Annotated in this window: 20 protein-coding genes, 2 tRNA genes and 1 other RNA gene; 9 read left to right on the forward strand and 14 right to left on the reverse strand. The window is 71.0% G+C overall.

Annotated elements, in window-relative coordinates:
• The first annotated feature begins 61 nt into the window (after positions 1-61).
• Positions 62-643, forward strand: a complete 582-nt coding sequence (locus tag ACFO6Q_RS16350) for a Slp family lipoprotein (protein ID WP_380022164.1) — start codon at positions 62-64, stop codon at positions 641-643.
• A gap of 18 nt (positions 644-661) precedes the next feature.
• On the opposite strand, the gene ACFO6Q_RS16355 is transcribed toward ACFO6Q_RS16350, so the two are convergent.
• From ACFO6Q_RS16355 to dnaX, 4 genes are all read right to left on the reverse strand, one after another.
• Positions 662-1,006, reverse strand: a complete 345-nt coding sequence (locus ACFO6Q_RS16355; protein ID WP_380022165.1) for a histidine triad nucleotide-binding protein — start codon at positions 1,004-1,006, stop codon at positions 662-664.
• A 73-nt stretch (positions 1,007-1,079) separates the two neighbouring features.
• Complete coding sequence (gene recR / locus ACFO6Q_RS16360; RefSeq protein ID WP_380022166.1) at positions 1,080-1,676, reverse strand: recombination mediator RecR; 597 nt, start codon at positions 1,674-1,676, stop codon at positions 1,080-1,082.
• Positions 1,677-1,803: 127 nt separating this feature from the next.
• Entirely contained in the window at positions 1,804-2,127 is a 324-nt protein-coding gene (locus ACFO6Q_RS16365; protein ID WP_380022167.1) for a YbaB/EbfC family nucleoid-associated protein, read from the reverse strand.
• Between the two features lie 101 nt (positions 2,128-2,228).
• On the reverse strand, positions 2,229-3,857 hold the full coding sequence (gene dnaX / locus ACFO6Q_RS16370; RefSeq protein ID WP_380022168.1) for a DNA polymerase III subunit gamma/tau: 1,629 nt from the start codon (positions 3,855-3,857) through the stop codon (positions 2,229-2,231).
• Positions 3,858-4,038: 181 nt separating this feature from the next.
• Here dnaX and ACFO6Q_RS16375 point away from each other — a divergent pair.
• The 3 genes from ACFO6Q_RS16375 to ACFO6Q_RS16385 all read left to right on the forward strand — a co-directional run bounded on the left by ACFO6Q_RS16375 (position 4,039) and on the right by ACFO6Q_RS16385 (position 7,423).
• Positions 4,039-4,130 (forward strand) — tRNA-Ser (locus ACFO6Q_RS16375).
• Between the two features lie 44 nt (positions 4,131-4,174).
• An RNA gene (gene ffs / locus ACFO6Q_RS16380) (signal recognition particle sRNA small type) lies at positions 4,175-4,271 on the forward strand.
• A 206-nt stretch (positions 4,272-4,477) separates the two neighbouring features.
• On the forward strand, positions 4,478-7,423 hold the full coding sequence (locus tag ACFO6Q_RS16385) for a reprolysin-like metallopeptidase (RefSeq protein WP_380022169.1): 2,946 nt from the start codon (positions 4,478-4,480) through the stop codon (positions 7,421-7,423).
• A gap of 127 nt (positions 7,424-7,550) precedes the next feature.
• Here the strand turns inward: ACFO6Q_RS16385 and ACFO6Q_RS16390 are convergent, their stop codons facing one another.
• The 6 genes from ACFO6Q_RS16390 to ACFO6Q_RS16415 all read right to left on the reverse strand — a co-directional run bounded on the left by ACFO6Q_RS16390 (position 7,551) and on the right by ACFO6Q_RS16415 (position 11,393).
• Positions 7,551-7,994 (reverse strand): molybdenum cofactor biosynthesis protein MoaE, encoded by a 444-nt coding sequence (locus tag ACFO6Q_RS16390; RefSeq protein WP_380022170.1) that lies wholly within the window; start codon positions 7,992-7,994, stop codon positions 7,551-7,553.
• Positions 7,995-8,058: 64 nt separating this feature from the next.
• Positions 8,059-8,298, reverse strand: coding sequence for a MoaD/ThiS family protein (locus ACFO6Q_RS16395; protein WP_380022171.1), 240 nt, complete (start codon positions 8,296-8,298; stop codon positions 8,059-8,061).
• Entirely contained in the window at positions 8,295-8,795 is a 501-nt protein-coding gene (gene moaC / locus ACFO6Q_RS16400; RefSeq protein ID WP_380022224.1) for a cyclic pyranopterin monophosphate synthase MoaC, read from the reverse strand. Before moaC ends, ACFO6Q_RS16395 begins: the two co-directional genes overlap by 4 nt.
• Before the next feature lie 36 nt (positions 8,796-8,831).
• Positions 8,832-9,875 carry a GTP 3',8-cyclase MoaA gene (moaA, locus tag ACFO6Q_RS16405; protein WP_380022172.1) on the reverse strand — a complete coding sequence of 348 codons (1,044 nt, stop codon included), beginning with the start codon at positions 9,873-9,875 and terminating at the stop codon, positions 8,832-8,834.
• Between the two features lies 1 nt (position 9,876).
• The gene (locus ACFO6Q_RS16410) at positions 9,877-10,641 is read right to left on the reverse strand and encodes an MBL fold metallo-hydrolase (RefSeq protein ID WP_380022173.1); all 765 of its coding nucleotides are present in this window, start codon (positions 10,639-10,641) and stop codon (positions 9,877-9,879) included.
• On the reverse strand, positions 10,638-11,393 hold the full coding sequence (locus tag ACFO6Q_RS16415; protein WP_380022174.1) for a 3-deoxy-D-manno-octulosonic acid kinase: 756 nt from the start codon (positions 11,391-11,393) through the stop codon (positions 10,638-10,640). The genes ACFO6Q_RS16410 and ACFO6Q_RS16415 overlap by 4 nt, the downstream gene beginning before the upstream one ends.
• A gap of 72 nt (positions 11,394-11,465) precedes the next feature.
• On the opposite strand from ACFO6Q_RS16415, the gene ACFO6Q_RS16420 reads away from it, so the two are divergent.
• Positions 11,466-12,542, forward strand: a complete 1,077-nt coding sequence (locus ACFO6Q_RS16420) for a glycosyltransferase family 9 protein (RefSeq protein WP_380022175.1) — start codon at positions 11,466-11,468, stop codon at positions 12,540-12,542.
• Here the strand turns inward: ACFO6Q_RS16420 and ACFO6Q_RS16425 are convergent.
• Positions 12,533-12,925 carry a DUF6165 family protein gene (locus ACFO6Q_RS16425; RefSeq protein WP_380022176.1) on the reverse strand — a complete coding sequence of 131 codons (393 nt, stop codon included), beginning with the start codon at positions 12,923-12,925 and terminating at the stop codon, positions 12,533-12,535. The genes ACFO6Q_RS16420 and ACFO6Q_RS16425 overlap by 10 nt on opposite strands.
• Positions 12,926-13,093: 168 nt before the next feature.
• Between ACFO6Q_RS16425 and ACFO6Q_RS16430 the strand changes: the two genes are divergently transcribed.
• Positions 13,094-14,593 carry a hypothetical protein gene (locus tag ACFO6Q_RS16430; RefSeq protein ID WP_380022177.1) on the forward strand — a complete coding sequence of 500 codons (1,500 nt, stop codon included), beginning with the start codon at positions 13,094-13,096 and terminating at the stop codon, positions 14,591-14,593.
• 54 nt (positions 14,594-14,647) lie between these two features.
• Here ACFO6Q_RS16430 and ACFO6Q_RS16435 read toward each other — a convergent pair.
• Together ACFO6Q_RS16435 and ACFO6Q_RS16440 are read right to left on the reverse strand one after the other, a co-directional pair.
• Positions 14,648-14,738 (reverse strand) — tRNA-Ser (locus ACFO6Q_RS16435).
• A gap of 156 nt (positions 14,739-14,894) precedes the next feature.
• The gene (locus ACFO6Q_RS16440) at positions 14,895-16,823 is read right to left on the reverse strand and encodes an SUMF1/EgtB/PvdO family nonheme iron enzyme (protein ID WP_380022178.1); all 1,929 of its coding nucleotides are present in this window, start codon (positions 16,821-16,823) and stop codon (positions 14,895-14,897) included.
• Positions 16,824-16,906: 83 nt separating this feature from the next.
• Here ACFO6Q_RS16440 and ACFO6Q_RS16445 point away from each other — a divergent pair, with 83 nt between their 5' ends.
• Both ACFO6Q_RS16445 and ACFO6Q_RS16450 read left to right on the forward strand, forming a co-directional pair.
• Complete coding sequence (locus tag ACFO6Q_RS16445) at positions 16,907-17,989, forward strand: ribonuclease D (RefSeq protein ID WP_380022179.1); 1,083 nt, start codon at positions 16,907-16,909, stop codon at positions 17,987-17,989.
• 87 nt (positions 17,990-18,076) lie between these two features.
• Positions 18,077-18,541: a hypothetical protein gene (locus ACFO6Q_RS16450; RefSeq protein WP_380022180.1), complete on the forward strand. Its 465-nt coding sequence runs from the start codon at positions 18,077-18,079 to the stop codon at positions 18,539-18,541.
• 37 nt (positions 18,542-18,578) lie between these two features.
• On the opposite strand, the gene ACFO6Q_RS16455 is transcribed toward ACFO6Q_RS16450, so the two are convergent.
• A complete protein-coding gene (locus tag ACFO6Q_RS16455; RefSeq protein WP_380022181.1) occupies positions 18,579-19,379 on the reverse strand; it encodes a DUF3472 domain-containing protein in 801 nt (266 codons plus the stop codon).
• Between the two features lie 332 nt (positions 19,380-19,711).
• Here ACFO6Q_RS16455 and thrA point away from each other — a divergent pair, with 332 nt between their 5' ends.
• Positions 19,712-22,216, forward strand: coding sequence for a bifunctional aspartate kinase/homoserine dehydrogenase I (gene thrA / locus ACFO6Q_RS16460; RefSeq protein WP_380022182.1), 2,505 nt, complete (start codon positions 19,712-19,714; stop codon positions 22,214-22,216).
• Positions 22,217-22,346 lie beyond the last annotated feature (130 nt).

The following is a 22,346-nucleotide window of genomic DNA, read 5'->3' on the forward strand; positions in this document are numbered from 1 at the left end:
TTCAGCGCCGTCGAAGTAACATGCATCAATCCCCTACTCGTCCCCGATCGGTCCACACGCCATGAACAAGACCTTCACCCAGCTCCTAGCGGTCGCTCTCCTCGGCGGCGCCCTCGGCGCCTGCGTGACGGTGCCGCAGCCCCTGCAAGGCCAGTACACCAGCCTGACTCCGCGCGAAGCGGTGAACGGCAGTGCCGACGGCCAGAACGTGCGCTGGGGCGGCGAGATCATCAAGGTCGAGCCGAAGGCGACCATGACCTGCTTCGAAGTCCTCGCGCGCCGGCTCGATTCGGCCGCCCGGCCGATGCAGCGCGACGCCAGCGACGGCCGCTTCATCGCCTGCCGCAGCGGCTTCTACGATCCGGAGGAATTCGAGCGCGGCCGCGAAATCACCGTGGTCGGCCGCCTGACCGGCTCGGATCGCGGCAAGGTCGGCGAGTACGAATACACCTATCCGCACGTCGCCGCCGACACGATCTATCTGTGGCCGAAGCGTCCGCTCGTCGTGCGCACGCCGTCCTACGACCCGTGGCGCTACGGCTACGGACCGTACGGCCCGTGGGGCTGGGGCGGTCCGTACTGGGGACCGTTCTGGGGCGGTAGCGTGATCATCCACGACCGTCCGCATCCGCGGCCGCGCTGAGGCGGCGCCGCGGCCGGCTCAGCCCGGCGGCCAGTGCATCGTGCGGCCGGCGAGCAGGTGCAGATGGATGTGGTACACCGTCTGCCCGCCGTCGCGATTGCAGTTCATCACCAGGCGATAGCCGTCCTCGGAAAACCCCTGCGTGCCGGCCCAGCGCACGGCGGCGAGCACCAGCTTGCCGACCGTCGGCCCGTCGGCGTCGGACAGCTCGTTGAGCGTGGCGAACGGCTTCTTCGGAATGAACAGCACGTGCACCGGCGCCTGCGGATTGATGTCGCGGAAACCGAGCACCTCGTCGTCCTCGTAGACGATGTCGGCCGGAATCTCGCGGCGGATGATCTTGGCGAACAGGGTGTCGGTCATGGGATGGCCGGGATTCGGGATTCGTTGGATCATAAGACAAGCTTGTCCCAATCCCGAATCTCCAATCCCCGCACTAAAGCTCCTGCCGGCCCCCGAACGCGTGCGCCAGCGTGCCGCGGTCGATGAATTCCAGTTCGCCGCCGAGCGGCACGCCGTGCGCCAGCCGGCTCGCGCGCACGCCCGCGGCGCGCGCGAGCTGCGACAGCATGTGCGCGGTCGCCTCGCCTTCGACGGTGGGATTGGTCGCGACGATCAGTTCTTGCACCTCGCCTTCGGCCAGCCGGCCGGCGAGCAGGTCGAGGCCGAGCTGCTTCGGCCCGAGGCCGTCCAGCGGCGACAGGCGGCCGAGCAGGACGAAATACTGGCCGCGGTAGCCGGTCGCCTGTTCGATCGCCAGCTGGTCGACCGGCGTCTCGACCACGCAGAGCAGGCTGCGATCGCGCGACGGGCTGGCGCAGTAGCCGCAGACCGCCTCCTCGCTGAAGGTGCGGCAGCGCGTGCAGTTGCCGATGCGCTCGACGGCCAGCGCCAGCCGCTCGGCCAGCTTGCGCGCACCGTCGCGGTCGCGTTCGAGCACGTGGAAGGCCATGCGCTGCGCGCTCTTCGCGCCGACGCCGGGCAGGCAGCGCAGCGCGTCGATCAGGTCGGCCAGTAGCGGCGAGGAGGACATGTGGAGCGAGGGCTGGGATGGGGCTGAGGGCTGAGGGCTGAGGGCTGAGGGCTGAAAAGCGTACACACTCGCAGCGTCGCTGCCGCGGGCTTTTCCGCCCTCGGCCCTCAGCTCTCGGCCCTGTTCGTCAAAACGGCAACTTGAACCCGGCAGGCAGGTTCATGCCGGCGGTCAGGCCGCCGAGCTTTTCCTGGCTGAGCGCGGCGATCTTGTTGACCGCGTCGTTGATCGCCGCGGCGACGAGATCCTCGGCCATTTCCGCATCGTCCGCGAACAGCTGGCGGTCGATCGCCACGCGGCGCACTTCGTGGCGGCCGCTCATGACCACGCTGACCAGGCCGCCGCCGGACTGGCCGGTGACCTCGGTGCGCGCGATTTCTTCCTGCGCGCGCTTCATCTCTTCCTGCATGCGCTGGGCCTGCTGCATCAGGCCGGCAAGTGGACCTTTCATTGGATGTCTCCTGTGCGATCCGTCCGGATCGCCTCGGTCTGGAATGGTGGCACGAACCGTGAGGATTCAAGCTTCGGACGATCTGCCCGCGGCCGTACGGTTCAATTGTCGATCGGGCGGACGCTGTCGGGGATGACGCGGGCGCCGAAGGTGTCGATCAGCGATTGCACGACGGGATCGCCGTGCACGGCTGCCGCGGCCGCGCGCTGCCGTTCGCCGTCGGCGCGGGCGCGCTGCTCGGCCGGGCTCTCCGCGCCGTCGCCGCTGCGCTCGAACTTCACCTTGACCTCGCGACCGAGCGCGGCGCCCAGACGCTGCTCCAGCGTGCCGACCAGCGGGCCGTCGGCCAGGTGTTCGTGCGTCGGCCGGATCGCCAGCCGCACCAGCCTGTCCTCGATCGCGATCAGGCTCGAATTGCGCGCGAGCTCACCGACGGGACCGCGCAGCTCGGCCCGGTCGATCAGGTCGGCCCACGAAGCCGGAAGCGCGGCCGGCGCGCGCGGAGCGGGAACCTCTGCCGCGCGTGTCTCCATACGGGGTGCGACCGGGGTCGGCGCGACTGGCGATGCCGGCGTCGCGGGGGCGGCGGGCCTGGCCATCGGCGCTTCCGCGGAAGGCCGGGCGACGGTCGCCGCTCGGCTGCCCGCTGCGGCCGCCGCCGGCGCGAACGCGAGCATGCGCAGCAGGCTCATCTCGAATCCAACCCGCGGCGTCGGCGCCAGCGGCAGGTCGCGGCGGCCGGTCACCGCCATCTGGTACCACAGCTGCACGTCCTGAGGGGCCAGCCGGCCGGCCAGCTGCCCCAGCTCCGCGTCGCCCTCGTCGGCGGCATCGGGCACGAGCTGCACGAGCTGGATCCGGTGCAGCAGCCCGGCCAGTTCGTCGAGCACCTGGGCGAAATCCGGCGCGAAGCTGGCGATGCGCTCGACCTCGCCCATCAGCCCGGCGCCGTCGCCGGCCGCGAGCAGGTCCAGCAGCACGCGCACCTTGGCGCGCTCGACCGTACCGAGCATCGCGTGCACTTCGCCGGCGTGCAGGGCGCCGCCGCCGTGCGCGATCGCCTGGTCGAGCAGCGACAGCCCGTCACGCAGCGAACCGTCGGCGGCACGCGCCAGCACGTCGATGCCTTCGGCGTCGAACGCGATGCCTTCGGCGCCGAGGATCGAGCGCATCTGGCCGACGATCTGCTCGGCGGTCAGGCGCTTGAGGTTGAACTTGATGCAGCGCGAGAGCACGGTCACCGGCAGCTTCTGCGGGTCGGTCGTCGCCAGCAGGAACTTCACGTGCGGCGGCGGCTCCTCCAGCGTCTTCAGCAGCGCGTTGAAGGCGCTCTTGGACAGCATGTGCACTTCGTCGATCAGGTAGACCTTGTAGCGCCCGCGCGTCGGCGCGTACTGCGCGTTGTCGATCAGCTCGCGCACGTTGTCGATGCCGGTGTTGCTGGCGGCGTCGATCTCGAGCAGGTCGACGAAGCGCCCGGCGTCGATCTCCACGCAGGCCCCGCATTCGCCACACGGATTCGACGTGGGCCCGTGCTGGCAGTTCAGCGACTTGGCGAAGATGCGCGCGATGGTCGTCTTGCCGACCCCGCGCGTGCCGGTGAACAGGAAGGCGTGGTGCAGCCGCCCGCTGTCGAGCGCGTGCGCCAGCGCGCGCACGACGTGCTCCTGGCCGACCAGTTCGGAAAAGCGGCGAGGCCGCCATTTGCGCGCGAGGGCTTGGTAGGACATGGGGGATTCGGCGAGAGAGCTGGGATTGTAGCAAGTGCAGCCGGACGCCCGTCGCCGGACACCGGTTTACTTGTGCGACGCGGGCTGCACGGGTATCCTGCGCGGCTCGTTCGGGCGAGGGTGTACGTGCCCGGAACGTTCGGTCGCTCGAGGAACGCAGCGATCGAAGCCGCAGCGAAACGGAGAGGTGTCCGAGTGGTTGAAGGAGCACGCCTGGAAAGTGTGTAAACGGGTCAAACCGTTTCGCGGGTTCGAATCCCGCTCTCTCCGCCAGTTTTCCCCGCGCGCAAACGCGCACCGCCAGTTCATGGCGGCTCCGTCGGTTCTCCCGCGACGATAGCTTGCAAACCCCGCCAGGTCCGGAAGGAAGCAACGGTAGTGAGTGATTCGGGTGCCGGGATGTAGCTGGCGGAGCTGCCACCCCTCCTGTCGATTCCCCGCGCCGCGCCGTGTGTCACCGGCGCCGTGCGTCCGGTCTAGCATCGGTCCGCCATCAGACGGATGGCGCTCCGCCTCACATACCCTGTGCTCGCCCGGGTGACCATGCGATGGTGCGACCCCTGCCCCGCGCTCGCGGAAAGGCAGTCTCGCAGTCGGCACTGAATCTTGGGGAAATCGCAATGCGTGCAATACGTTCCTTCTCGTTCCCGTGGAAGGCGGCCTGCCTTCTGTCGCTGGCCGCGTTCGCGGCCTCCGCCGCGGTCGCCGCGACACCCACCGAACGCTTCTGGCAGAACGCGCAGGCGCACGCGCTGCCGGACGACGCGCCGAAGGCTTCGGTCTACCGTTCGCTGCAGCTCGATCTGGCCGGGTTGCGCGCGTACGTCGCCGATTCGCGCACCGGCGGCGCCGCGTTCGAGCTCGCCGTTCCGCGTCCGGACGGCACTTTCGCCCAGTTCCTGGTCACCGACTCGCGCACGATGCCGGCCGCATTGCAGGCGAAGTACCCGCAGATCGCCAGCCTCTCCGGCAGCGACTCCGCCGGCCGCAAGGTGCGCATCGACGTCTCGCCGTCGGGCTTCCAGGCGATGGTGTTCGAGAACGAAGGCGTCTGGCTCGTGCGCCCGGAGTCCTACGCCGGCGGCGACCGCTACCTGAGCTTCCGCCGCGCCGACCTGCCGGCGCCGAGCGAGCGGTTTCAGTGCGACGTGCACGGCGATGCGCCGGACGCCGACGGGCACGACCTGATGTCGCCGGTGGCACCGATGACGCAGACCGGCCAGACCGAGCGCGACTACCGCGCCGCCGTCGCTGCCAACCATTTCTACGTCGCCAAGGTCTGCCCGGGCAACCTGACCGTCGAGTGCGGACTGGCCGCGGTGGTCACGGCGATGAACCGCGTGAACCAGGTCTACGAGACCGAGCTCGCGGTGCACATGACGCTGATCGACAACAACGACCTGATCATCTATCCGGTGGCCGCGGGCGATCCGTATTCCAACGGCACCGGCGCGCTGAACCAGAACATCACCAATCTCAACAACGTCATCGGCCAGGCCAACTTCGACATCGGCCACGTGTTCACCACCGGCAGCGGCGGCGTCGCTCTGCGTCCGTCCGTGTGCACCAGCAGCAAGGCCGGCGGTACGACCGGATCGCCAAACCCTTCCGGCGACGCTTTCTGGATCGACTACGTCGCCCACGAGATGGGCCACCAGTTCGGCGGCAGCCATACCTTCAACTCCACCTCCGGCAATTGCGGCGGCACCAATCGCTCCGCCTCGGCTGCCTACGAGCCCGGCAGCGGCTCGACCATCATGGCCTATGCCGGCATCTGCGAAGAGAACGACCTGCAGCCGCACAGCGATCCCTATTTCCACGCCAAGAGCCTGGCCGAGATCAACACCTGGATGGACGGCACCGGCGGCTCCTGCGCGGCGGACACGCCGAGCACGAACGCCGCGCCGGTCATCGACACGGCCGGCCTGCCGGACGGCTACACGATCCCGGTCCACACTCCGTTCGTGCTGACCGGCGCGGCCACCGACGCGGACGGCGCCGACGTGCTGAGCTACAACTGGGAGCAGTACGACCTCGGCCCGGCGACGTCGCTGGCGCAGGGCGACACCGGCGCCGGCCCGATCTTCCGTTCCTTCAACGCGACGGCCGACGGCACGCGCGTGTTCCCGCGCATGCAGACGGTCCTCGGCGCCGCGCTGGTCAAGGGCGAAACCTGGCCGACGACGACGCGCGACCTCAAGTTCCGCCTCACCGTGCGCGACAACCACGACGTCCCGGGCACGCCGCAGTTCGGCGCCACCCAGAGCGCCGACGTCGCGATCCACGTGACCGACGACGCCGGCCCGTTCGTCGTCACGCGTCCGAACACCGCCATCACCTGGGGCCGCGGCGAGACGCACGCCGTCACCTGGGACGTCGCCGGCACCGACGCCGCGCCGGTCAGCTGCTCGGCGGTCGACGTCGACCTGTCCGTCGACGGCGGCAGCACCTGGCCGGATGCGCTGGCGACCGGCGTGCCGAACAACGGCCGCGCCGACGTGGTCGTGCCGCCGCAGCCGGACACGACGCAGGCGCGCGTACGCGTGCGCTGCGCCGACAACGTGTTCTTCGACGTGTCGAACGCGAATTTCTCCATCGCCGCGACCGGCGACCCGGATCCGGTGGGCGCCACGGCGAACGTGACTCCGGCCAGCCTCGACTTCGAAACCGACGTTTCGGGCGTGTCGACGCAGAACCTGCAGATCGGCAACACCGGCGATGCCGGCACGACGTTGAACTACAGCGTCGCCGAATCGACCGACGACTGCGCCACCACCACCGATGTCGCCTGGCTGAGCGCCGCGCCGGTTTCCGGCGACGTCGCCGGCGGCACGACCGCGGACGTCGTCGTCAGCGTCGACACCACGGGCCTGGGCATCGGCACGCAGACCGCCAGCCTCTGCCTCACCACCAGCGACGCGGCGCATCCGGCGTTCACGATTCCGGTGACGGTGCAGTTCAACCAGCCCGAAGGCGACCCGATCTTCGCGGACGGCTTCGACGGCGAGGCCACGACCTGCGAGCCGGTCCAGCTGCTGAACGATCCGAGCTTCGAGACCACCGGCGGCGGCACCGCGGTGTGGGACGGCGACGACAGCAGCAGCGGCGCTCCGCCGGTGTGCGACGTCTCGTGCAACTCCGACGAGACCTTCATGGCGCGTACCGGCGACTGGTTCGTCTGGTTCGGCGGCTGGGAGGAAGCCAACACGTCCTGGCTGAGCCAGAGCGTGGTCTTCCCGCAAGATCAGCCGCGCTGGCTCAACTACTGGATGGTCAACCTGATCGGCGTCGACAGCAGCGCGAGCCTGACGCTGAGCATCGACGCGAACGTCGTCCAGACCCTTCCCGCCGCGACCGGCGAGACGGCCTACAGCCTGCACAGCGTGGAAATCCCGGCCGCCTACCTCGACGGCCAGTCGCACGTCGTGCGCTTCGACTGGTCGGCGCAGGCGACCGGCGGCGCGATCGGCGAGGCCATCCTCGACGACGTCACGCTCGACTGCGCCGCGACGCCGGCGCATCTGGCGCCGTCGCCGGTGCAGATCGGCAAGCGCGTGCGCCGCTGAGGCGGCGCAACGACGCTCCCGCGAGACGGCGTCTCGCGGGAGCGTGCACACGGCAGTTCCGGCGGGGCCACGCCTCACCGCGCACGCCCGATGAAACCGTTACCGCGCGGCGCCGCGCCGCGCGAGATCAGGCCGGATCGACCGGTGTGTTGTCCGGATGCAGCCAGCCGGACTCGCCGTCGGCGTAGTGCTCGTTCTTCCAGATCGGCACGCGCCGCTTCACCTCGTCGATGATCCAGCGACAGGCCGCGAACGCGGCGTCGCGGTGGTCCGCGCTGACGCCGACCCACACCGCGAGATCGCCGATCGCCAGCCGCCCGGTGCGATGCACGCAGCGCGCCTCGCGCACGGTGAAACGCTGCACCGCCTCGGCGAGGATCGCCTCCCCTTCCGAACCGGCCAGCGGCGCATAGGCCTGGTAGTCGAGCCGCAGCACGGCGCGCCCGTCGTTGTGGTTGCGCACCCAGCCCTCGAAGCTGGCGCAGGCGCCGGCCGCGGCGTGGTCCAGCGCGCGGCGTTCGACACCGACGTCGATGGCTGCGTCCACCAGGGAAAACCGCTTCGTCGTCATCGTTCTTCTCTTGCCTCGTCCGCACTCGTACTGGCGGGCACGCCCGCCGATCCGCCGCGCGGGCTCATCCGCCGCTCACCGGCGGCAGGAAGACCACTTCGTCGCGATCCGACAGCGCATGGTCCCAGCCGACGAAGGCACCGTTCACCGCGACGCGCAGGCGCTCGGCGGCGAACGGGAATCCGTGCTCGCGCGCGACTTCCGCGTACAGGTCGCGCGGCGTGGCGGCACCGCTGTCGCGAACCTCCTCGGCGCGGCCGGCGCGATCGGCGAGGCTGGCGAAATACAGAAGCGTATAGCTCATGCGACCACCTTGCCCTGCACCACGCGCCGCTTGCCTCCGCGTTTCTCGACCAGATGCAGGCCGTCGATGACGATCTCGTGCGACAGCGCCTTGCACATGTCGTACACGGTCAGCGCGGCGACGCTGGCGCCGGTCAGCGCCTCCATCTCGACGCCGGTCTTGTGCGTGAGCGAGACCGTGCAGCGGATGCGCAGGTCCCGCCCGGTGACGAACTTCGCCTCGATGCGGCAGTTCTCGATCGGCAGCGGATGGCAGAACGGAATCAGTTCGTGCGTGCGCTTGACCGCCAGCGTGCCGGCGACGATCGCGGTGTCGACGACCGGCCCCTTCTTCGAGCGCAGGCCTTCGTCGCGCAGGGTTTTTGCCACCTTCGCCGGAAAGCGCACCCGCACTTCGGCGACCGCTTCGCGCCGCGTCGGCCGCTTGTCGCCGACGTCCACCATCGCGGGCCGCCCGGAATCGTCGATGTGGGTGAGCTTGTTCTTCGGCACGATCAGCCTCGGGATGGGTTCGTGGCACGCGCACGCACGGCTTCAGCCGCCGATTGCGTACATTTCCACGTGCTCGCGCGTGGCGAGCGTCGCCTCGCTGCGCAGTTCGCTGTAGCGGTCGTCGCGCGCCTTCCACACCGCGCCGATCAGGCCGGCCAGTTCGTCGTCACGCATCCCGGCGCGCAGCGGGCCGCGCAGGTCGTGGCCGTGGCTGGCGAACAGGCAGGTGTACAACCGCCCGTCGGCGGACAGGCGCGCGCGCGAACAGTCGCCGCAGAACGGTTCGGTCACCGAACTGATGAAACCGATCTCGCCGCCACCGTCGGCGAACGCGTAACGGCTGGCGACTTCGCCGCCGTAGTTCGGCTCCAGCGCGACCAGCGGCCAGCGCGCGGCGATGCGCGCGCGCAGCTCGGCGCTCGGCACGACCAGGTCGCGGCGCCAGTCGTTGCAGGTGCCCACGTCCATGTATTCGATGAAGCGCACGATGTGGCCGCTGCCGCGGAAGCGTTCGAGCAGGCCGAGCACCTCGCCGTCGTTGGTGCCGCGCATGACGACGACGTTGAACTTCAGCGGGCCGAAGCCGGCGCGTTCCGCCGCGGCGATCGCCTCCAGCACGACGCCGACGTCGCCGCGCCCGCCGGACATGCGGCGGAACGTCTCCGGCTCGATCGTGTCCAGGCTCAGGGTGATCCGGCGCAGTCCGGCGTCGCGCAGGTCCTGCGCGTGCGCGGCGAGCAGGCTGCCGTTGGTGGTCAGGGCGACGTCGTCGATGCCTGGCACGGCGGCCAGCTTGCGCACCAGCTCGGGCAGGTCGCGGCGCAGCAGCGGCTCGCCGCCGGTCAGCCGCAGCTTGTGCACACCCAGGTCCGCGAAGACGCGCGCCAGGCGCTCGATCTCCTCGAAACGCAGGCGCTCGGCCTTGCTGAGGAATTCGTGGTCGCGCGGATACTGGTCTTCCGGCATGCAGTACGGGCAGCGGAAGTTGCAGCGATCGACGACCGAAATGCGCAAGTCGCGCAGCACGCGTCCGTGCAGGTCACGCGGCGCGGCGGTGTCGAGCCTGAGCGGAATGGCCGTGCCCATCTCAGCCGGCCACCACCGGTTCGAGCGTGCGCAGCGGCGGCGCCAGCGCGAAGGAATCGTCGCGGCGCGCGACGCGATAGCCGCGCGCTTCCATGACCACGGCATCGGCAAGGCTGGCGTAGTGATAGAGCATGAGGCGGCGGCGCAGTTCGGCCGGATACTCGCGTTCCAGATCGTCGACGCCGGTATGCGACGGATTTCCGCTCAGGGCGCAGTCGTGCGCGACGAGTTCGTCGTGCGCGGCGTACCGCGCCAGCATCTCCGGCACCGGGCGCGTATCGCCGGTCCAGACGAAACTGCCGGCCAGGGACAGGCCGAACGACGAGTTCGGCGCGTGATGCCGCGTGGGAAACACGTCGAACCACAGGCCCTCGTGCCAGAAGCCGCGCGACAACGGCACCAGCGCGAACGCGTCCCAGAAGTTCGCGCCGCCCTCGGCCAGCACTTCCGGATAGTCGGCCACGCGCGCCTGCAGCAGCGGCACCAGCGCGGCGTGCGCGTACAGGCGCACGCGTCCGCGCAGCGCGGCGTCGAAATAGACGCGGTAGAACAGGCGCTCCAGTCCGCCGACGTGGTCCATGTGCGTGTGAGTGACGTAGATCGCGCGCGGCACCTCGCCGTAGCGGTCGAGATAGGCCGACAGCGCCTCCGGGCCGCAGTCGATCATCAGCAGCGGCGCGCCGTCGCGCTCGAGCACGCCGCAGGCCGAACCCAGCTCGGGCGACTGCGCGCCGCCGACGCCGAGGAAGCGCAGGACGAGAGTCACGACAGCACTCCGCGCGATCCGGACACCGGCCGCGACCGCGACATCGCCGCGTCGTAGGCGGCCAGCAGCGGCTGCCAGAAGCGCGCGTCGAACTGCGGCTCGCCTCGCGCGCCGAGCTTGTCGAACGAGCGGCGCAGGCGCGCCAGATTGGCCAGGCGCCAGCTTCGCGCCGGCTTGCGCAGGCGGCCGCGGTCGAAGTCGATCAGCCAGACCGTGCCTTCGCCGTCGACCAGCACGTTGTGCGCGTTGAGGTCGGCATGCCACACCTGCGCCTCGTGGAATGCGGCGATGGTGCGCCCGGTGTCGTGCGCGAGGCGTGGCGACAGCGCGCCAGCGGCCAGCCGTTCGGCCAGCGTCTGCGCATCGGCGATGCGGCGGGTCAGCAGGTCGGCGCGATAGCCGATGCCGTCGCGCACGTAGCGCGCGGCGACCGGGCGCGGCGCCGGCAGGCCGGCATCGACCAGCCGCGCGAGCAGCTCGAATTCGCGGAACGCGCGCGTGCGCGCGGCGCCGGTCCACAGGTAGCAATCGGCGCTGAGGCGCGCGACGAAACCGCCGCGGCGATAGTGGCGCAGCACGCAGGCCCCGGCCGGAGTGTCGACGAACGCGGCCGTGCCGCGGCCGGCGTTCGGCGATCCGCCGCCGGCCGGCCAGTGCGCGCGATCGAACCAGCGTTCGTCAGGCACGACGCCGAGCGAGCGGTCGTAGACGATCGCGCCGTTTGCGGTCGATTGAACTTGCGCCTCGATCATGCGTCTGCCAAGTTGCCGGCTTTGCGGGCGAAATGCCGCCCGCCCTCGATGACAGATGGTAGCAAGCGTTCCATGGATCAAGCTGCAACCGCGGGCGAAGCGCCCGATTCGCTCTGCCTGCTGCGCACCTCGGCCCTGGGCGACGTCACCCACGTGGTGCCGCTGGTGCGCACCCTGCAGGAACACTGGCCGCAGACGCGGCTGACCTGGATCATCGGCAAGCTCGAGCACCGCCTGGTCGGCGACCTGCCCGGCGTGGAATTCGTCGTGTTCGACAAGAGCGCCGGCCGCCTCGGCCGGCGCGCCGTCCGCGCCGAGCTGGCCGGGCGGCGCTTCGGCGCCCTGCTGCACATGCAGGTGTCCTGGCGCGCCAACCTGCTCAGCCGCGTCGTGAACGCGCCGCTGCGCATCGGCTACGACCGCAAGCGCTCGAAGGATCTGCACGGCCTGTTCATCAACTGCCGCATCCCGGCGCGCAGCGGCGAGCACGTGCTGGACGCGCTGGCGAGCTTCCTGGAGCCGCTGGGGCTCAGGCGCGAGGGACCGCCGCGCTGGGACATCGCGATCCCGGACGAAGCGCAGGCGTTCGCCGAAAAGCACCTGCCCGGCGACGCGCCGACCCTGCTGGTCAGCCCCGTGTCGAGCCACCGGCTGCGCAACTGGCGCGCGGAGCGCTACGCCGCCGTCGTCGACCACGCCTCGCTCGAACTCGGCTGGCGCGTCGCGCTGTGCGGCGGGCCGAGCGCGTACGAGCGCGAGTTCGCCGACGCGGTCCTGGCGCACACGCGCACGCGCCCGCTCGACCTGACCGGCAAGGACACGCTCAAGCAGCTGCTCGCGCTGATGCGGCGCGCGACCCTGGTGCTGTGCCCGGATTCCGGCCCGATGCACATCGCCAACGCCGTCGGCACGCCGGTGCTCGGCCTGCACGCGGCCAGCAATCCGCACCGTTCCGGCCCCTACTCGGACCGGCGCTGGTGCGTCGACCGCTACGACGATGCCGCGCGCAAGTACCGCAAGAAGCCGGCCGCCGCGCTGCCGTGGGGGACCAAGCTCGAACACCGCGGCGTCATGGACCTGATCGAGGTCGACGACGTGATCGAACGCCTGGAGGCGTTCGCCGCGCACCGCGCCGCCGCTCAGCGGTAGTCCTGGTAGGACTTTTCCTCGATCAGGGTCGAGCCGAGCTTCTCGTTGATCGTGCGCTTGACCGCCGCGCGCTCGTCGTTGCGGATGTAAACCGAGCGGGCCAGCTCGACGAACTCGGCGTCGAACGCCTTCGCCTTCTCCTTGAGCCGGATGCGGTCCTCGATGTCCCACAGGGCCTCGTTGACCGCGCGCAGCTGCGCGCGCTCCGTGCCAATGTCCACGCGCGACGCGGCATCGGCGTTCCAGGTGGCGTTCAGCAGATCCAGCTCCACACGCACGTTGGCGCGCTTGGCGGCGTCGCCGATGCGCTCGGACTTGATCTCGAGGATGGTGATCTTGTCGATCAGCTCGCCGTGGGAAATCGGAATGGAAATGGTGCTCATGGGCGATGCGGGATTCCGTGATGCCGGGAATGACCGCGATCATGGCCACGGCCGCAGGGCCGGTCAATCCGCGAGACGAAGCCGGGCCGCAGCGCGCACCAGCCGCTGTGTCCGCCGCGGACGGGATTTCGCGTATCCCCCGGCGTCAACATCGCAGAGGGTGCCGACATGTCGCGTTCGGAAAGCTCGCCCCGGCAGCGTTTGCAGGCCGGCCGCCGGCGCAACGGCGCACTTCCGCGGCTGGCGCTGGCCGCGCTCGGCGGAGGCCTGGCGGCGGCGGCCGGCGCGGCCGACTACGCCGCCGACCCCGCGTTCAACGGCGGCCACTACTACGCCGACGCCTTCGCATCGGACAGCAGCCTGCCCGATCACCACTACGCCGGCAGCAAGGTGGCCCGCGCCTCGAACGGCGACGTCGTCGTCGCCGCGCTGGTCGATGAAGGCTCGCTCGACCCCCAGCTGTACACCGCGGTGGGGTTGATCCGCTACGACCGCGCCGGCGTGCGCGTGCCGTGGACCGCTCCCGACCCGGCCACCACGCGCCATTTCGACAACTACGTGTTCGTGCCCGGCACCCGCAACGACGCCTCGATCGACGACCTGCGCATCGTCGACGGCCGCATCGTCCTGCTGCACACGTACCGGTCCGTACACGACCTGCCCGAATCCAGCCTCGGCTGGATTTCCGTCCTCGACGACGGCGGCCGGCTGCTCTGGTCCGACGTGCTCTATCTCAGCGATGGCTCTTCATGGGGCGTGCGCGGCGGCGGCCTGGCGACGTACGCCGACGCCGGCAGCACCTACGTGCTGGTCGCGAGCACCCACGTCGCCGCGAAACGGCCGCGATACCAGCGCTTCCGTCTGGAAGCCGGCGGCAACCTGACCCTGCTCGACGACGTCTGGCTGGCCACGTCCGCCTGCTGGAACGAGCAATGGCAGTGCGATGCGACCGGCATCGCCGTCAGCCAGGACGGCCCGGACGAGCCGCCGCGCATCTACGTCAGCTACGCGTTCCGCGGCTTCGACGGCGACGACGCCGACGTCGTCGTCTCGCGCATCGACCCGCACGGGAACGGCGACCCGGCGTGGGATCCGAACAACGTGCACTGGAACCTGTCCGACGGCGGCAGTCGCGACGACGTTCCCGTCGGCATCGCCGTGCGCCGGACCGGTGCCGGCTCGCCCTCTTCGCCGTATCGCGACGAGATCTTCGTCGCCACGCGCAGCGCGCGCACCTGCCGCCCGGGCATCGGACTGATCCGTTTCGACCACGACGGCGGGGTTGCGGGCCGGGTCCTCGCCGGCGGCAGCGCGTCGAACTGGGACTGCATCACCGGATCGACTTCGGCCGACGTGCCGAGCGGACTGGCCCTCGACGCGGACCGCCTCGTCGTGGTCGGCAGCCGCACGGTGCATTCGCGAAGGTTCACCTGGCCGGCGGACGCCCTCGTGCGCCGCTTCGGCTTCGACCTCGCCGTGCGCGGCGAGCAGACGTTCGCCTACCCGATCGGCTCGCCGCGGCAACGCGCCTCGGAATTCTCGGGCGCGGCGGTTTCCGGTCCGGACGAGATCGTCGCGACCGGCAGCCTGACCTATCCGGCGACGGCACCCGGCGGACTGGGCGGCAAGAGACAGGTGGGAACGCTGCGGCTTCGCTGGACGCCGTGACAGACGGGTTCGAAGAAGCGGTGCCGGAAAGGAGAACCGGACGCGGCCACGGTGTGGCGGAGAGGGTGGGATTCGAACCCACGTTACGGCATAACCGTAAACCGGATTTCGAATCCGGCGCATTCGACCACTCTGCCACCTCTCCGCAGGACTTCCGGCAGGCCCGAGTGCTAGGCCCGCCTCCGCGGCGTTCGTCCCTGGGCAGCTGCCTGGCGGCAGTCCGGGACGCAACGGAAGGGCGCGGATGATACGGGGCCGCGACGCGCGAGACAACCCGTCCGGCGCCGGACCTGCGCCTGCGCTACAGATCGCGGGCGACGCGGAAGCCGACGCGTGCGCTGCGCGCCTCGGCCGGCGCGGCCAGGCGAAAGGCGGAACGGACCTGGTCCGGATCGCTGCCCCAGGAGCCGCCGCGCACCACGCGCCGCTCGCAGCCGGGGTTGACCCAGGCCTTGCTGTCGCGCGGCGCGCGCACATAATTGTCGTGCCAGCAGTCCTCGATCCATTCCGAGACGTTGCCTTCCATGTCGTACAGGCCGTAGGTGCTCGGCGCGAACGTCTTCGCCGGCGCCGGGCCCCAGTAGCCATCGCTGTAGCGCGGGAACGCGCTCGACCAGCTGCGCTTGGACGGCGAGCGGTCGCCCTCGCCGGTGACGTTGCCGACCACCTTGTCCGGATCGCCGTCGCCCCACGGATAGCGCGTGCTAGAGCCGGCGCGCAGCGCGTACTCGAACTCGGCTTCGCTGGGCAGGCGGTATTTCTTGCCGGTGCGGTCGGACAGCCACGCCAGGTACGCGCTGGCGTCGTTCCACGACACGTTCACCACCGGCAGATCGTCGCCGGCGCGTTCACCGCGGTAGTCGTTCTGCCAGCTCATGCCGGAACGATTGACGATGCGTCCGGTGTTCTCCTCGTACACCGCCGCGCCGCCAAGCCGCTCGGCGTCGGTGGCGTACTTGCTCGCGCGCACGAACTCGCGGAACTGCCCGACCGTGACTTCGCTCTGGCCGAGCGCGAAACCGACCTCGATGCGCACGCGCCGCTGCGGTTCCTCGTTGTCCGAATGGCCCGGCTCGTCGGCCGCCGAGCCCATCACGAACTGCCCGGTGGGAATCACCACGATCGCCGGCGCGCTGCCGGCCGCGTCGAGGAAGCGGTCGCGCAGGACCTGCCCCGGCTTCAGGCTCGCGTACAGGCGCGCGTTGCGCAGGCGGAGGTTGAAATCGTCCAGCCCGCCGAGGTCCGCGCTGATCGACTGCGCCTTCTTCGCCAGCTCCTCGGCGAGGTCGGCGTTGCCGGAATCGAGCGCCGACCGCGCCTGCGCGAGCACCGTCTCGGCGCGCTGCCGGCGGATGCCCTCGATGCGCGCGCGCGTGTCGAGCAGCGCCTGCGAGCCGGGCCGGATCGCCGAGGCGAGTCCGAGCATGCGGTCGGCGTTTTCGAAGTTGTCCTGCGCCGCCTCGTTCAGGGCGTGGTCGAGATAGCCGCGCTCGATCTCCGCCAGGCCCGCGTCGACCAGGCGGTTGCCCGGATCCAGCTCGGCGGCCTTGCGGTAGATCGACAGCGCGTTCTCGTCTGCCGGCTCGGTGATGTTGCCCGTCTTCATCAGCTCGGCGGCGCGCGTGAGCATCGGCAGGATTTCGTGCAGGGTCTTCAGGCGCGCGCGCGCGGCGGTCAGCTCGCCGTCGGCATGCGGCAGCTCGGCGTACGCGGCGAGATAGCGCTGCGCCGTGTTCTCGTCGCCGCGATCGATCGCCGCCAAGGCCCAGTCGCGCAGCGCGCCGCCGATGCGTTCGAGTCCGGCCTCGGCCTCGACGTTGCCGTCGCCCTGCGACAGCGCGGAGCGGTACAGCGTGATCGCGCCGTTCTTCGGATCGAGCAGCGCGCCCTTCTCTTCCGCCGCGCGGGCGCGCTTGAGCAGCGCGGCGACCTCCTTGCTGGTCGGCGCCGGCGGCCCCATGCGGATCGCGTCGGCGAGCGAGGTACCGACCTCGGCGGGAGGCGCTTCCTCGACCGGCTCGCTGCGCGTCTGCGGTGCGCCCTGCTGCACGGCGGACCAGGTCGTCGGTGCACGCTGCCCGACCACGCTCGGCGCGGCCACCGGCTCCGGCGGCGGCTGCAGGTGGAACCAGCCCGGAAAGAAGCGGTATGCGAGCGCGAGCGCCAGCAAGACAATGCCGGCGGTGCCGCCGAGGGTGTGCTGCTTGCGCGTGAGTTCGCTACCGGGCATGGTGGTTCGATTATCCGTGCTCCACGCCGTCAGTAGAAGCGACGCGGCGCGCCCGGTTCAGCGAACACGAAGAGGAAACCGCCTTGGGCGAATGGATCGACCATCCCGACGCACTGACCCGCCTGCTCGAAAACCCGCCGGCGACGGTCGGGCTCGACACCGAATTCATGCGCATCGACACCTTCCTGCCGAAGCTGGCGCTGGTGCAGATCGAGATCGACGGCCGCATCGGACTGATCGATCCGGTCGCCGACGTCGATCTCGCGCCGCTCGCCGCGCTGCTCGGCGATGCGGCGCGCTGCTGCGTCATGCACAGCGCGAGCGAGGACCTGGAAGCGCTGGCGACGCGCCACTGCGCGCTGGCGCAGCTGTTCGACACGCAGATCGCCGCCTCGTTCGCCGGGCTCGGCGCCGGGCTCGGTTACCAGAAGCTCGTCAGCGCGCTGCTCGGCGTCGACCTGCCGAAGGCGGAGACGCGCTCGGACTGGCTGCGCCGCCCGCTCAGCGCGCAGCAGCTCGAGTACGCCGCGCAGGACGTCGTGCACCTGCCCGCCCTGCGCGCCGAGCTTTCTGCGCGCCTGGAAACGCGCGGCTACCTCGCCTGGTTCGCGCAGGACTGCGCGCGCCTGCTCGAACGGGCACGCCAGCGCGAACCCGATCCGGAGCCGCAGCAGTCGATGCGCGGCGCGGCCGACTGGCCGCGCGAGCGCCAGGCCCTGCTGCGCCGCGTGCTGCTCTGGCGCGACCGCACGGCGCGCGCGATCGACCGGCCACGGCCGTGGCTGCTCGACGACGCGCACGCATTGGACCTGAGCGCGCGTCCACCCGCCGATGCCGACGAACTGGCCGAACGCACACGCGGCCTGCGCGCGCTGCGCGGCGCGCAGCGCGCGGAACTGCTCGACGTACTGCAGCAGCCACTGACGCCGGAGGAGCTTCAGTTCGCGCCGATCCCGGCGGCGCCGTCGCCGCGCGAGAAGGCCGCGATCGCCGCGATGAAGGAGGTGGTCGCCGCGCGCGCGAAGGAGCTCGATCTGCCCGAGGGCCTGCTGTGCGCGCGCCGCCATCTCGAAGCCCTGCTCGCCACGCAGCGCTGGCCGGCTTCGCTCGACGGCTGGCGCCGCGACGTGCTGCACGATGCGCTGCTCGCGCGCCTGCCCGACTGAGCCGCATGCCTTAGCGAACTGCTTACACACGAGGTGGCGACTTCGGCCACACTGCCGCGCCGTTCGCCGAAGAAAGAAGGAACCTGCATGCGCCGCATCCGTCCGGGACGCTACGCCGCCCTCGCCCTCCTCGCCGCTCTCGCGCAGACCGCTACCGGCGTTCACGCCGAAAGCGACGCCCAGGTCTACGAGAACGCGATCGAACGCACCGCGCGGCTGTGTCCGGGGCACTCCGTCGAGCGCAGCACGCCGGGGGTCAAGGCGATCCAGGTCGGCGCCCTGCGCGTGCTGGCCAAGCGCGACGTGACGCTGTGTCCCGATCGCCGCCTCGACGCGGCGACGCCGGTGGTGTGGTACGGCCGCGCCAGCGCGTACGCGTGGAATCCCGAAGCGACCGGCGCCGTCGCCGTGCTCGCGACCCGGGTCGACGCGATGACGCGCAAGGAGGACTTCCCGGTCGAGACGCTGGTGTGGAACGCCGACGGCAGCGAAGCCAAGGGCGTCACCGTGCCCACGCTGGAACTGCGCCCGCGCCCGGCCGCGGCGTACTGAAAAGGCGGCGCTTCGAACACGTCCGTCGCCAGCGCGTTCAAGGCTCGAAGCCGTCGGCGAAGAGGCGGTCGCGGCCACCGTTGCGATGCAGCGCCCAGCCGTTGCGCATGACGATGCTCGACGGGCACGCACCGGTGCCGTAGTGGTTGTTCGGCACGCCCGCGTGGACGCCGCCGCCGTTGCCGTCCGGCGGTCCGAACAGCACCGTCGATTCCGGCAGCTGGTCGCAGGAGGCTGCCTGCGGCGCGTACCACTCGACCCAGTTGATCACGTAGCTCTTCAGCCACTGGTACGCGTGCGGCACGCGGATGTAACCGACCACTTGCGCCGTGCCGGCGGTCACGTCGCCCAGCTCGCCGACCCACCAGTCGCCGGCCGCATCGCTGCCTTGCACCCACACGCGCGTGCGATAGCGGTGGCCGGGCACCCACGCGTACGGAACCATCGTCTGGTAGCCGTCGCCTTCGCCGGTGAACGGCCGGCAGATCGCGCCGGGAACGTCGGCGCAGTTCGCAGCGTTCGCGCCCCAGATCGAAAAGATCGCGCGCTTGCCGTTGGCGTCCTTCTGGATGCCGATGTAGCCGCCGTCGCCGGTCACGATGCCGAACTGCGAGGAATAGAAATAGGCGAACGGCACCTGCCCCGGCCCCACCGTCGGTTCGTTGAGCGGCTGGATGTATCCGTCGAGGTTAAAGAAGCCTTCCGCCGGCTGGTCCGGCAGCCACCAGTCCGAGTAGGTTCCCTGCGGACCGACGGCGCGCGCCTGCGGAACGGCCGCAAGGACGACGCCGACGCCGAGCGCCGCATGCAGCAGGGTTCGCACCGTGATCGCGATCATTCTCCGGACCTCCCGTGACGGCGGACGGCGCCGAACGCACCGCTCCTCTGCCTGGGTTTCGCAAAACGCCGCGCCGGCGGCTCATGCGCCGCGCGGTTCCGTCCGGCCGCCGCTTCGCGCTTGACAAGCGCCGGGGCGATCTGGGCACACTCGGGACATGAACGCGCGCGGCACCACGACGATTACCGCGACCACCACGACGACCGTGGTGCGGGTGCCCGTGCGCGACTGATCCAAGAAGCCACGGCCCCGCCCTCGAAAGAGATGCGGGCCGCAGCGCTGGCGACCCGCCTCCCTCGAACCGGGGCCTCCGACCACCAGGAGGCCGTTCCATGTCCGATGCCGCCGTCGCCGCCGAGCCTGCGCCCGCGCGTGCCGCCGCCGTTCCGTTCGCCGCGCACAAGTTCGGCGGCTCCAGCCTCGCCGATGCGGCGTGCTTCCGCCGCGTCGGCGCGATCCTGCGCGCACAGCCCGGCGCGCGCCAGCTGGTCGTCGTCTCGGCCATGCGCGGCACCACCGACGCCCTGATCGCGCTCGCCGACGAAGCCGTACGCGGCGCGCCGGACTGGCGCGGCGGCTGGGAGCGCCTGCGCGAACGCCATCTCGACACGGCGCGCGAGCTGCTGGGCAGCGCGACGGTGGAAACGCTGGCCTGGCTCGAAGCGGAATTCGCGCGGCTGTCGAACCTGCTCGGCGCCCTCGCCGTGCTCGCCACGCCGAGCCGCGAAGCGCTCGAGGCGATCCAGGGACTGGGCGAAGTCTGGTCGGCGCACCTGCTGTCGCGTTCGCTGGCGCTCGACGGCGCCGGCTGCGCCTTCCTCGACGCACGCGAGGTGCTGGTCGTCGAGCACGGCGAGCTCGGCGCAATCGTCGACTGGGACGACAGCGCACGCCGCTTCGCCGACTGGCGCCGAGACAACGCGCAGGACCGGCTGGTCGTGACCGGGTTCGTCGCGCGCACGCACGCCGGCCGCGCCACGGTGCTCGGACGCAACGGCAGCGACTATTCCGCCGCGATCTTCGCCGCGCTGTGCGACGCCGGCGAGCTGACCCTGTGGGGCGACACCGACGGCGTGCTCTCGGCCGATCCGCGACTCGTTCCGGACGCCACGCCGCTGCCGCAGCTGAGCTACGACGAAGCCTGCGAACTGGCCTACTTCGGCGCCAAGGTCATCCATCCGCAGACGCTGACGCCGGCGATCGCGCGCGGCCTGCCGGTGCGCATCCGCAACACGTTCAACCCCGCGCACGCCGGCACCGCGATCGGCGGCGCAGCCGCGGCGCAGGCGGAACAGCCGCCGGTGAAAGGCATCAGCGCCGTGCGCGACCTCGCCGTGCTGACGCTCGAAGGCGCCGGCATGATCGGCGTTCCGGGCACCGCCGAGCGCACCTTCGGCGCGCTGCACGACGCCGGCGTGTCGGTGGTGATGATCTCGCAGGGCTCGTCCGAACATTCGATCTGCTGCGTGGTGCGCGGCGCCGACGCGAGCAGCGCGGAAGCGGCGCTGCGGCGCGCGTTCGCCGCCGAGATCGCGCGCGGCGAGATCCATCGCGTCAGCGTCAGCGGCGACATCAGCGTACTCGCCGTGGTCGGCGACGGCATGGCCGGCACGCCCGGCGTCGCCGCGCGCACCTTCGGCGCGCTGGCGCGCACCGGCGTGAACATCCGCGCGATCGCGCAGGGAGCCTCGGAGCGCAACATCTCCGTTGCCGTGGCCAGCGCCGACACCGCGCGCGCGCTGCGCGCCGTGCACGCGGCATTCTGGCTGTCGCCGCAGACCCTGTCGATCGGCCTGATCGGGCCGGGCAAGGTCGGCGCCGCCCTGCTGCGGCAGATCGAGGCGGCGCGGCCGCGGCTGCTGCGCGAGAACCAGCTCGACCTGCGCCTGCGCGCCGTCGCCACCAGCCGTCGCCAGTGGCTGGGCGAAGCCGGCGCGGCCGCGCAATGGCAGGAAGCCGCCGCGGCCGGCTGCGATCTGGACGCCTTCGCGCGCCACGTGCAGGCCGAACACCTGCCGCACGCGGTGATCCTGGACTGCAGCGCGAGCGGCGCGGTCGCCGAGCGCTACGCGGACTGGCTCGGCGCCGGCATCCACGTGGTCACCCCGAACAAGCAGGCCGGCGCCGGTCCGTCCTCGCGCTGGCGCGCGATCCGCGCGGCGACCGCGGGCGGCGCGCGCTTCCGCTACGAGGCGACCGTCGGCGCCGGCCTGCCGGTGATCTCGACCTTGCGCGACCTGCTCGACACCGGCGACGAGCTGCTGGCGGTCGAGGGCATCCTCTCCGGCACGCTGGCCTGGCTGTTCAACCGCTACGACGGCACGCAGCCGTTCTCGCAGCTGGTGCGCGAGGCGCACGCGCTCGGCTACACCGAACCCGACCCGCGCGACGACCTGTCCGGCACCGACGTCGCGCGCAAGCTGGTGATCCTCGCGCGCGAAGCCGGGGTCGGACTCGACCTCGCCGACGTCGCCGTCGAGAGCCTGGTTCCCGCCAGCCTGCGCGACGTCGACGCCGATGCCTTCCTGCAACGCCTGGACGAACTGGACGACGCGATCCAGGCGCGCTGCGCTGCGGCGCGCGCCGAAGGCCGGGTGCTGCGCTACGTGGCGCGGCTCGACCGCGACGGCACGGCCAGCGTCGGGCTCGCCGCGGTGCCGCTCGACCACGCCTTCGCGCACCTGCGCCTGACTGACAACATCGTGCAGTTCACCACGCAGCGCTACCGCGACAATCCGCTGGTCGTGCAGGGTCCGGGAGCCGGTCCCGAGGTGACCGCGGCCGGCGTGTTCGCCGACCTGCTGCGCGTGGCGGCGGCTCTTGGCGCGAAGCTGTAAGGCGTTCCCGTCTCCCGCTTGCGGGAGAGTGATTGCCGCTGTCGACCACGTCGTTTTTGTTTTCCTTCTCCCGCTTGCGGGAGAAGGTGGTCCGCAGGACCGGATGAGGGAATGCGCAGTGAATCGCCTC

Origin of the sequence: Dokdonella ginsengisoli (assembly GCF_042652785.1) — a bacterium.
Taxonomy (GTDB): Bacteria; Pseudomonadota; Gammaproteobacteria; order Xanthomonadales; family Rhodanobacteraceae; genus Dokdonella_A; species Dokdonella_A ginsengisoli.

Bases quoted from the DNA above. Each gene is read 5' to 3' on its own strand.
- thrA (WP_380022182.1), top strand. From the start codon at position 19,712: ATGTCCGATGCCGCCGTCGCCGCCGAGCCTGCGCCCGCGCGTGCCGCC.
- recR (WP_380022166.1), bottom strand. From the start codon at position 1,676: ATGTCCTCCTCGCCGCTACTGGCCGACCTGATCGACGCGCTGCGCTGC.
- ACFO6Q_RS16420 (WP_380022175.1), top strand. From the start codon at position 11,466: ATGGATCAAGCTGCAACCGCGGGCGAAGCGCCCGATTCGCTCTGCCTG.
- ACFO6Q_RS16440 (WP_380022178.1), bottom strand. From the start codon at position 16,823: ATGCCCGGTAGCGAACTCACGCGCAAGCAGCACACCCTCGGCGGCACC.
- ACFO6Q_RS16425 (WP_380022176.1), bottom strand. From the start codon at position 12,925: ATGAGCACCATTTCCATTCCGATTTCCCACGGCGAGCTGATCGACAAG.
- ACFO6Q_RS16350 (WP_380022164.1), top strand. From the start codon at position 62: ATGAACAAGACCTTCACCCAGCTCCTAGCGGTCGCTCTCCTCGGCGGC.
- ACFO6Q_RS16355 (WP_380022165.1), bottom strand. From the start codon at position 1,006: ATGACCGACACCCTGTTCGCCAAGATCATCCGCCGCGAGATTCCGGCC.
- ACFO6Q_RS16450 (WP_380022180.1), top strand. From the start codon at position 18,077: ATGCGCCGCATCCGTCCGGGACGCTACGCCGCCCTCGCCCTCCTCGCC.
- dnaX (WP_380022168.1), bottom strand. From the start codon at position 3,857: ATGTCCTACCAAGCCCTCGCGCGCAAATGGCGGCCTCGCCGCTTTTCC.
- ACFO6Q_RS16395 (WP_380022171.1), bottom strand. From the start codon at position 8,298: ATGAGCTATACGCTTCTGTATTTCGCCAGCCTCGCCGATCGCGCCGGC.
- ACFO6Q_RS16455 (WP_380022181.1), bottom strand. From the start codon at position 19,379: ATGATCGCGATCACGGTGCGAACCCTGCTGCATGCGGCGCTCGGCGTC.
- ACFO6Q_RS16415 (WP_380022174.1), bottom strand. From the start codon at position 11,393: ATGATCGAGGCGCAAGTTCAATCGACCGCAAACGGCGCGATCGTCTAC.
- ACFO6Q_RS16430 (WP_380022177.1), top strand. From the start codon at position 13,094: ATGTCGCGTTCGGAAAGCTCGCCCCGGCAGCGTTTGCAGGCCGGCCGC.
- ACFO6Q_RS16365 (WP_380022167.1), bottom strand. From the start codon at position 2,127: ATGAAAGGTCCACTTGCCGGCCTGATGCAGCAGGCCCAGCGCATGCAG.
- ACFO6Q_RS16390 (WP_380022170.1), bottom strand. From the start codon at position 7,994: ATGACGACGAAGCGGTTTTCCCTGGTGGACGCAGCCATCGACGTCGGT.
- moaA (WP_380022172.1), bottom strand. From the start codon at position 9,875: ATGGGCACGGCCATTCCGCTCAGGCTCGACACCGCCGCGCCGCGTGAC.
- ACFO6Q_RS16385 (WP_380022169.1), top strand. From the start codon at position 4,478: ATGCGTGCAATACGTTCCTTCTCGTTCCCGTGGAAGGCGGCCTGCCTT.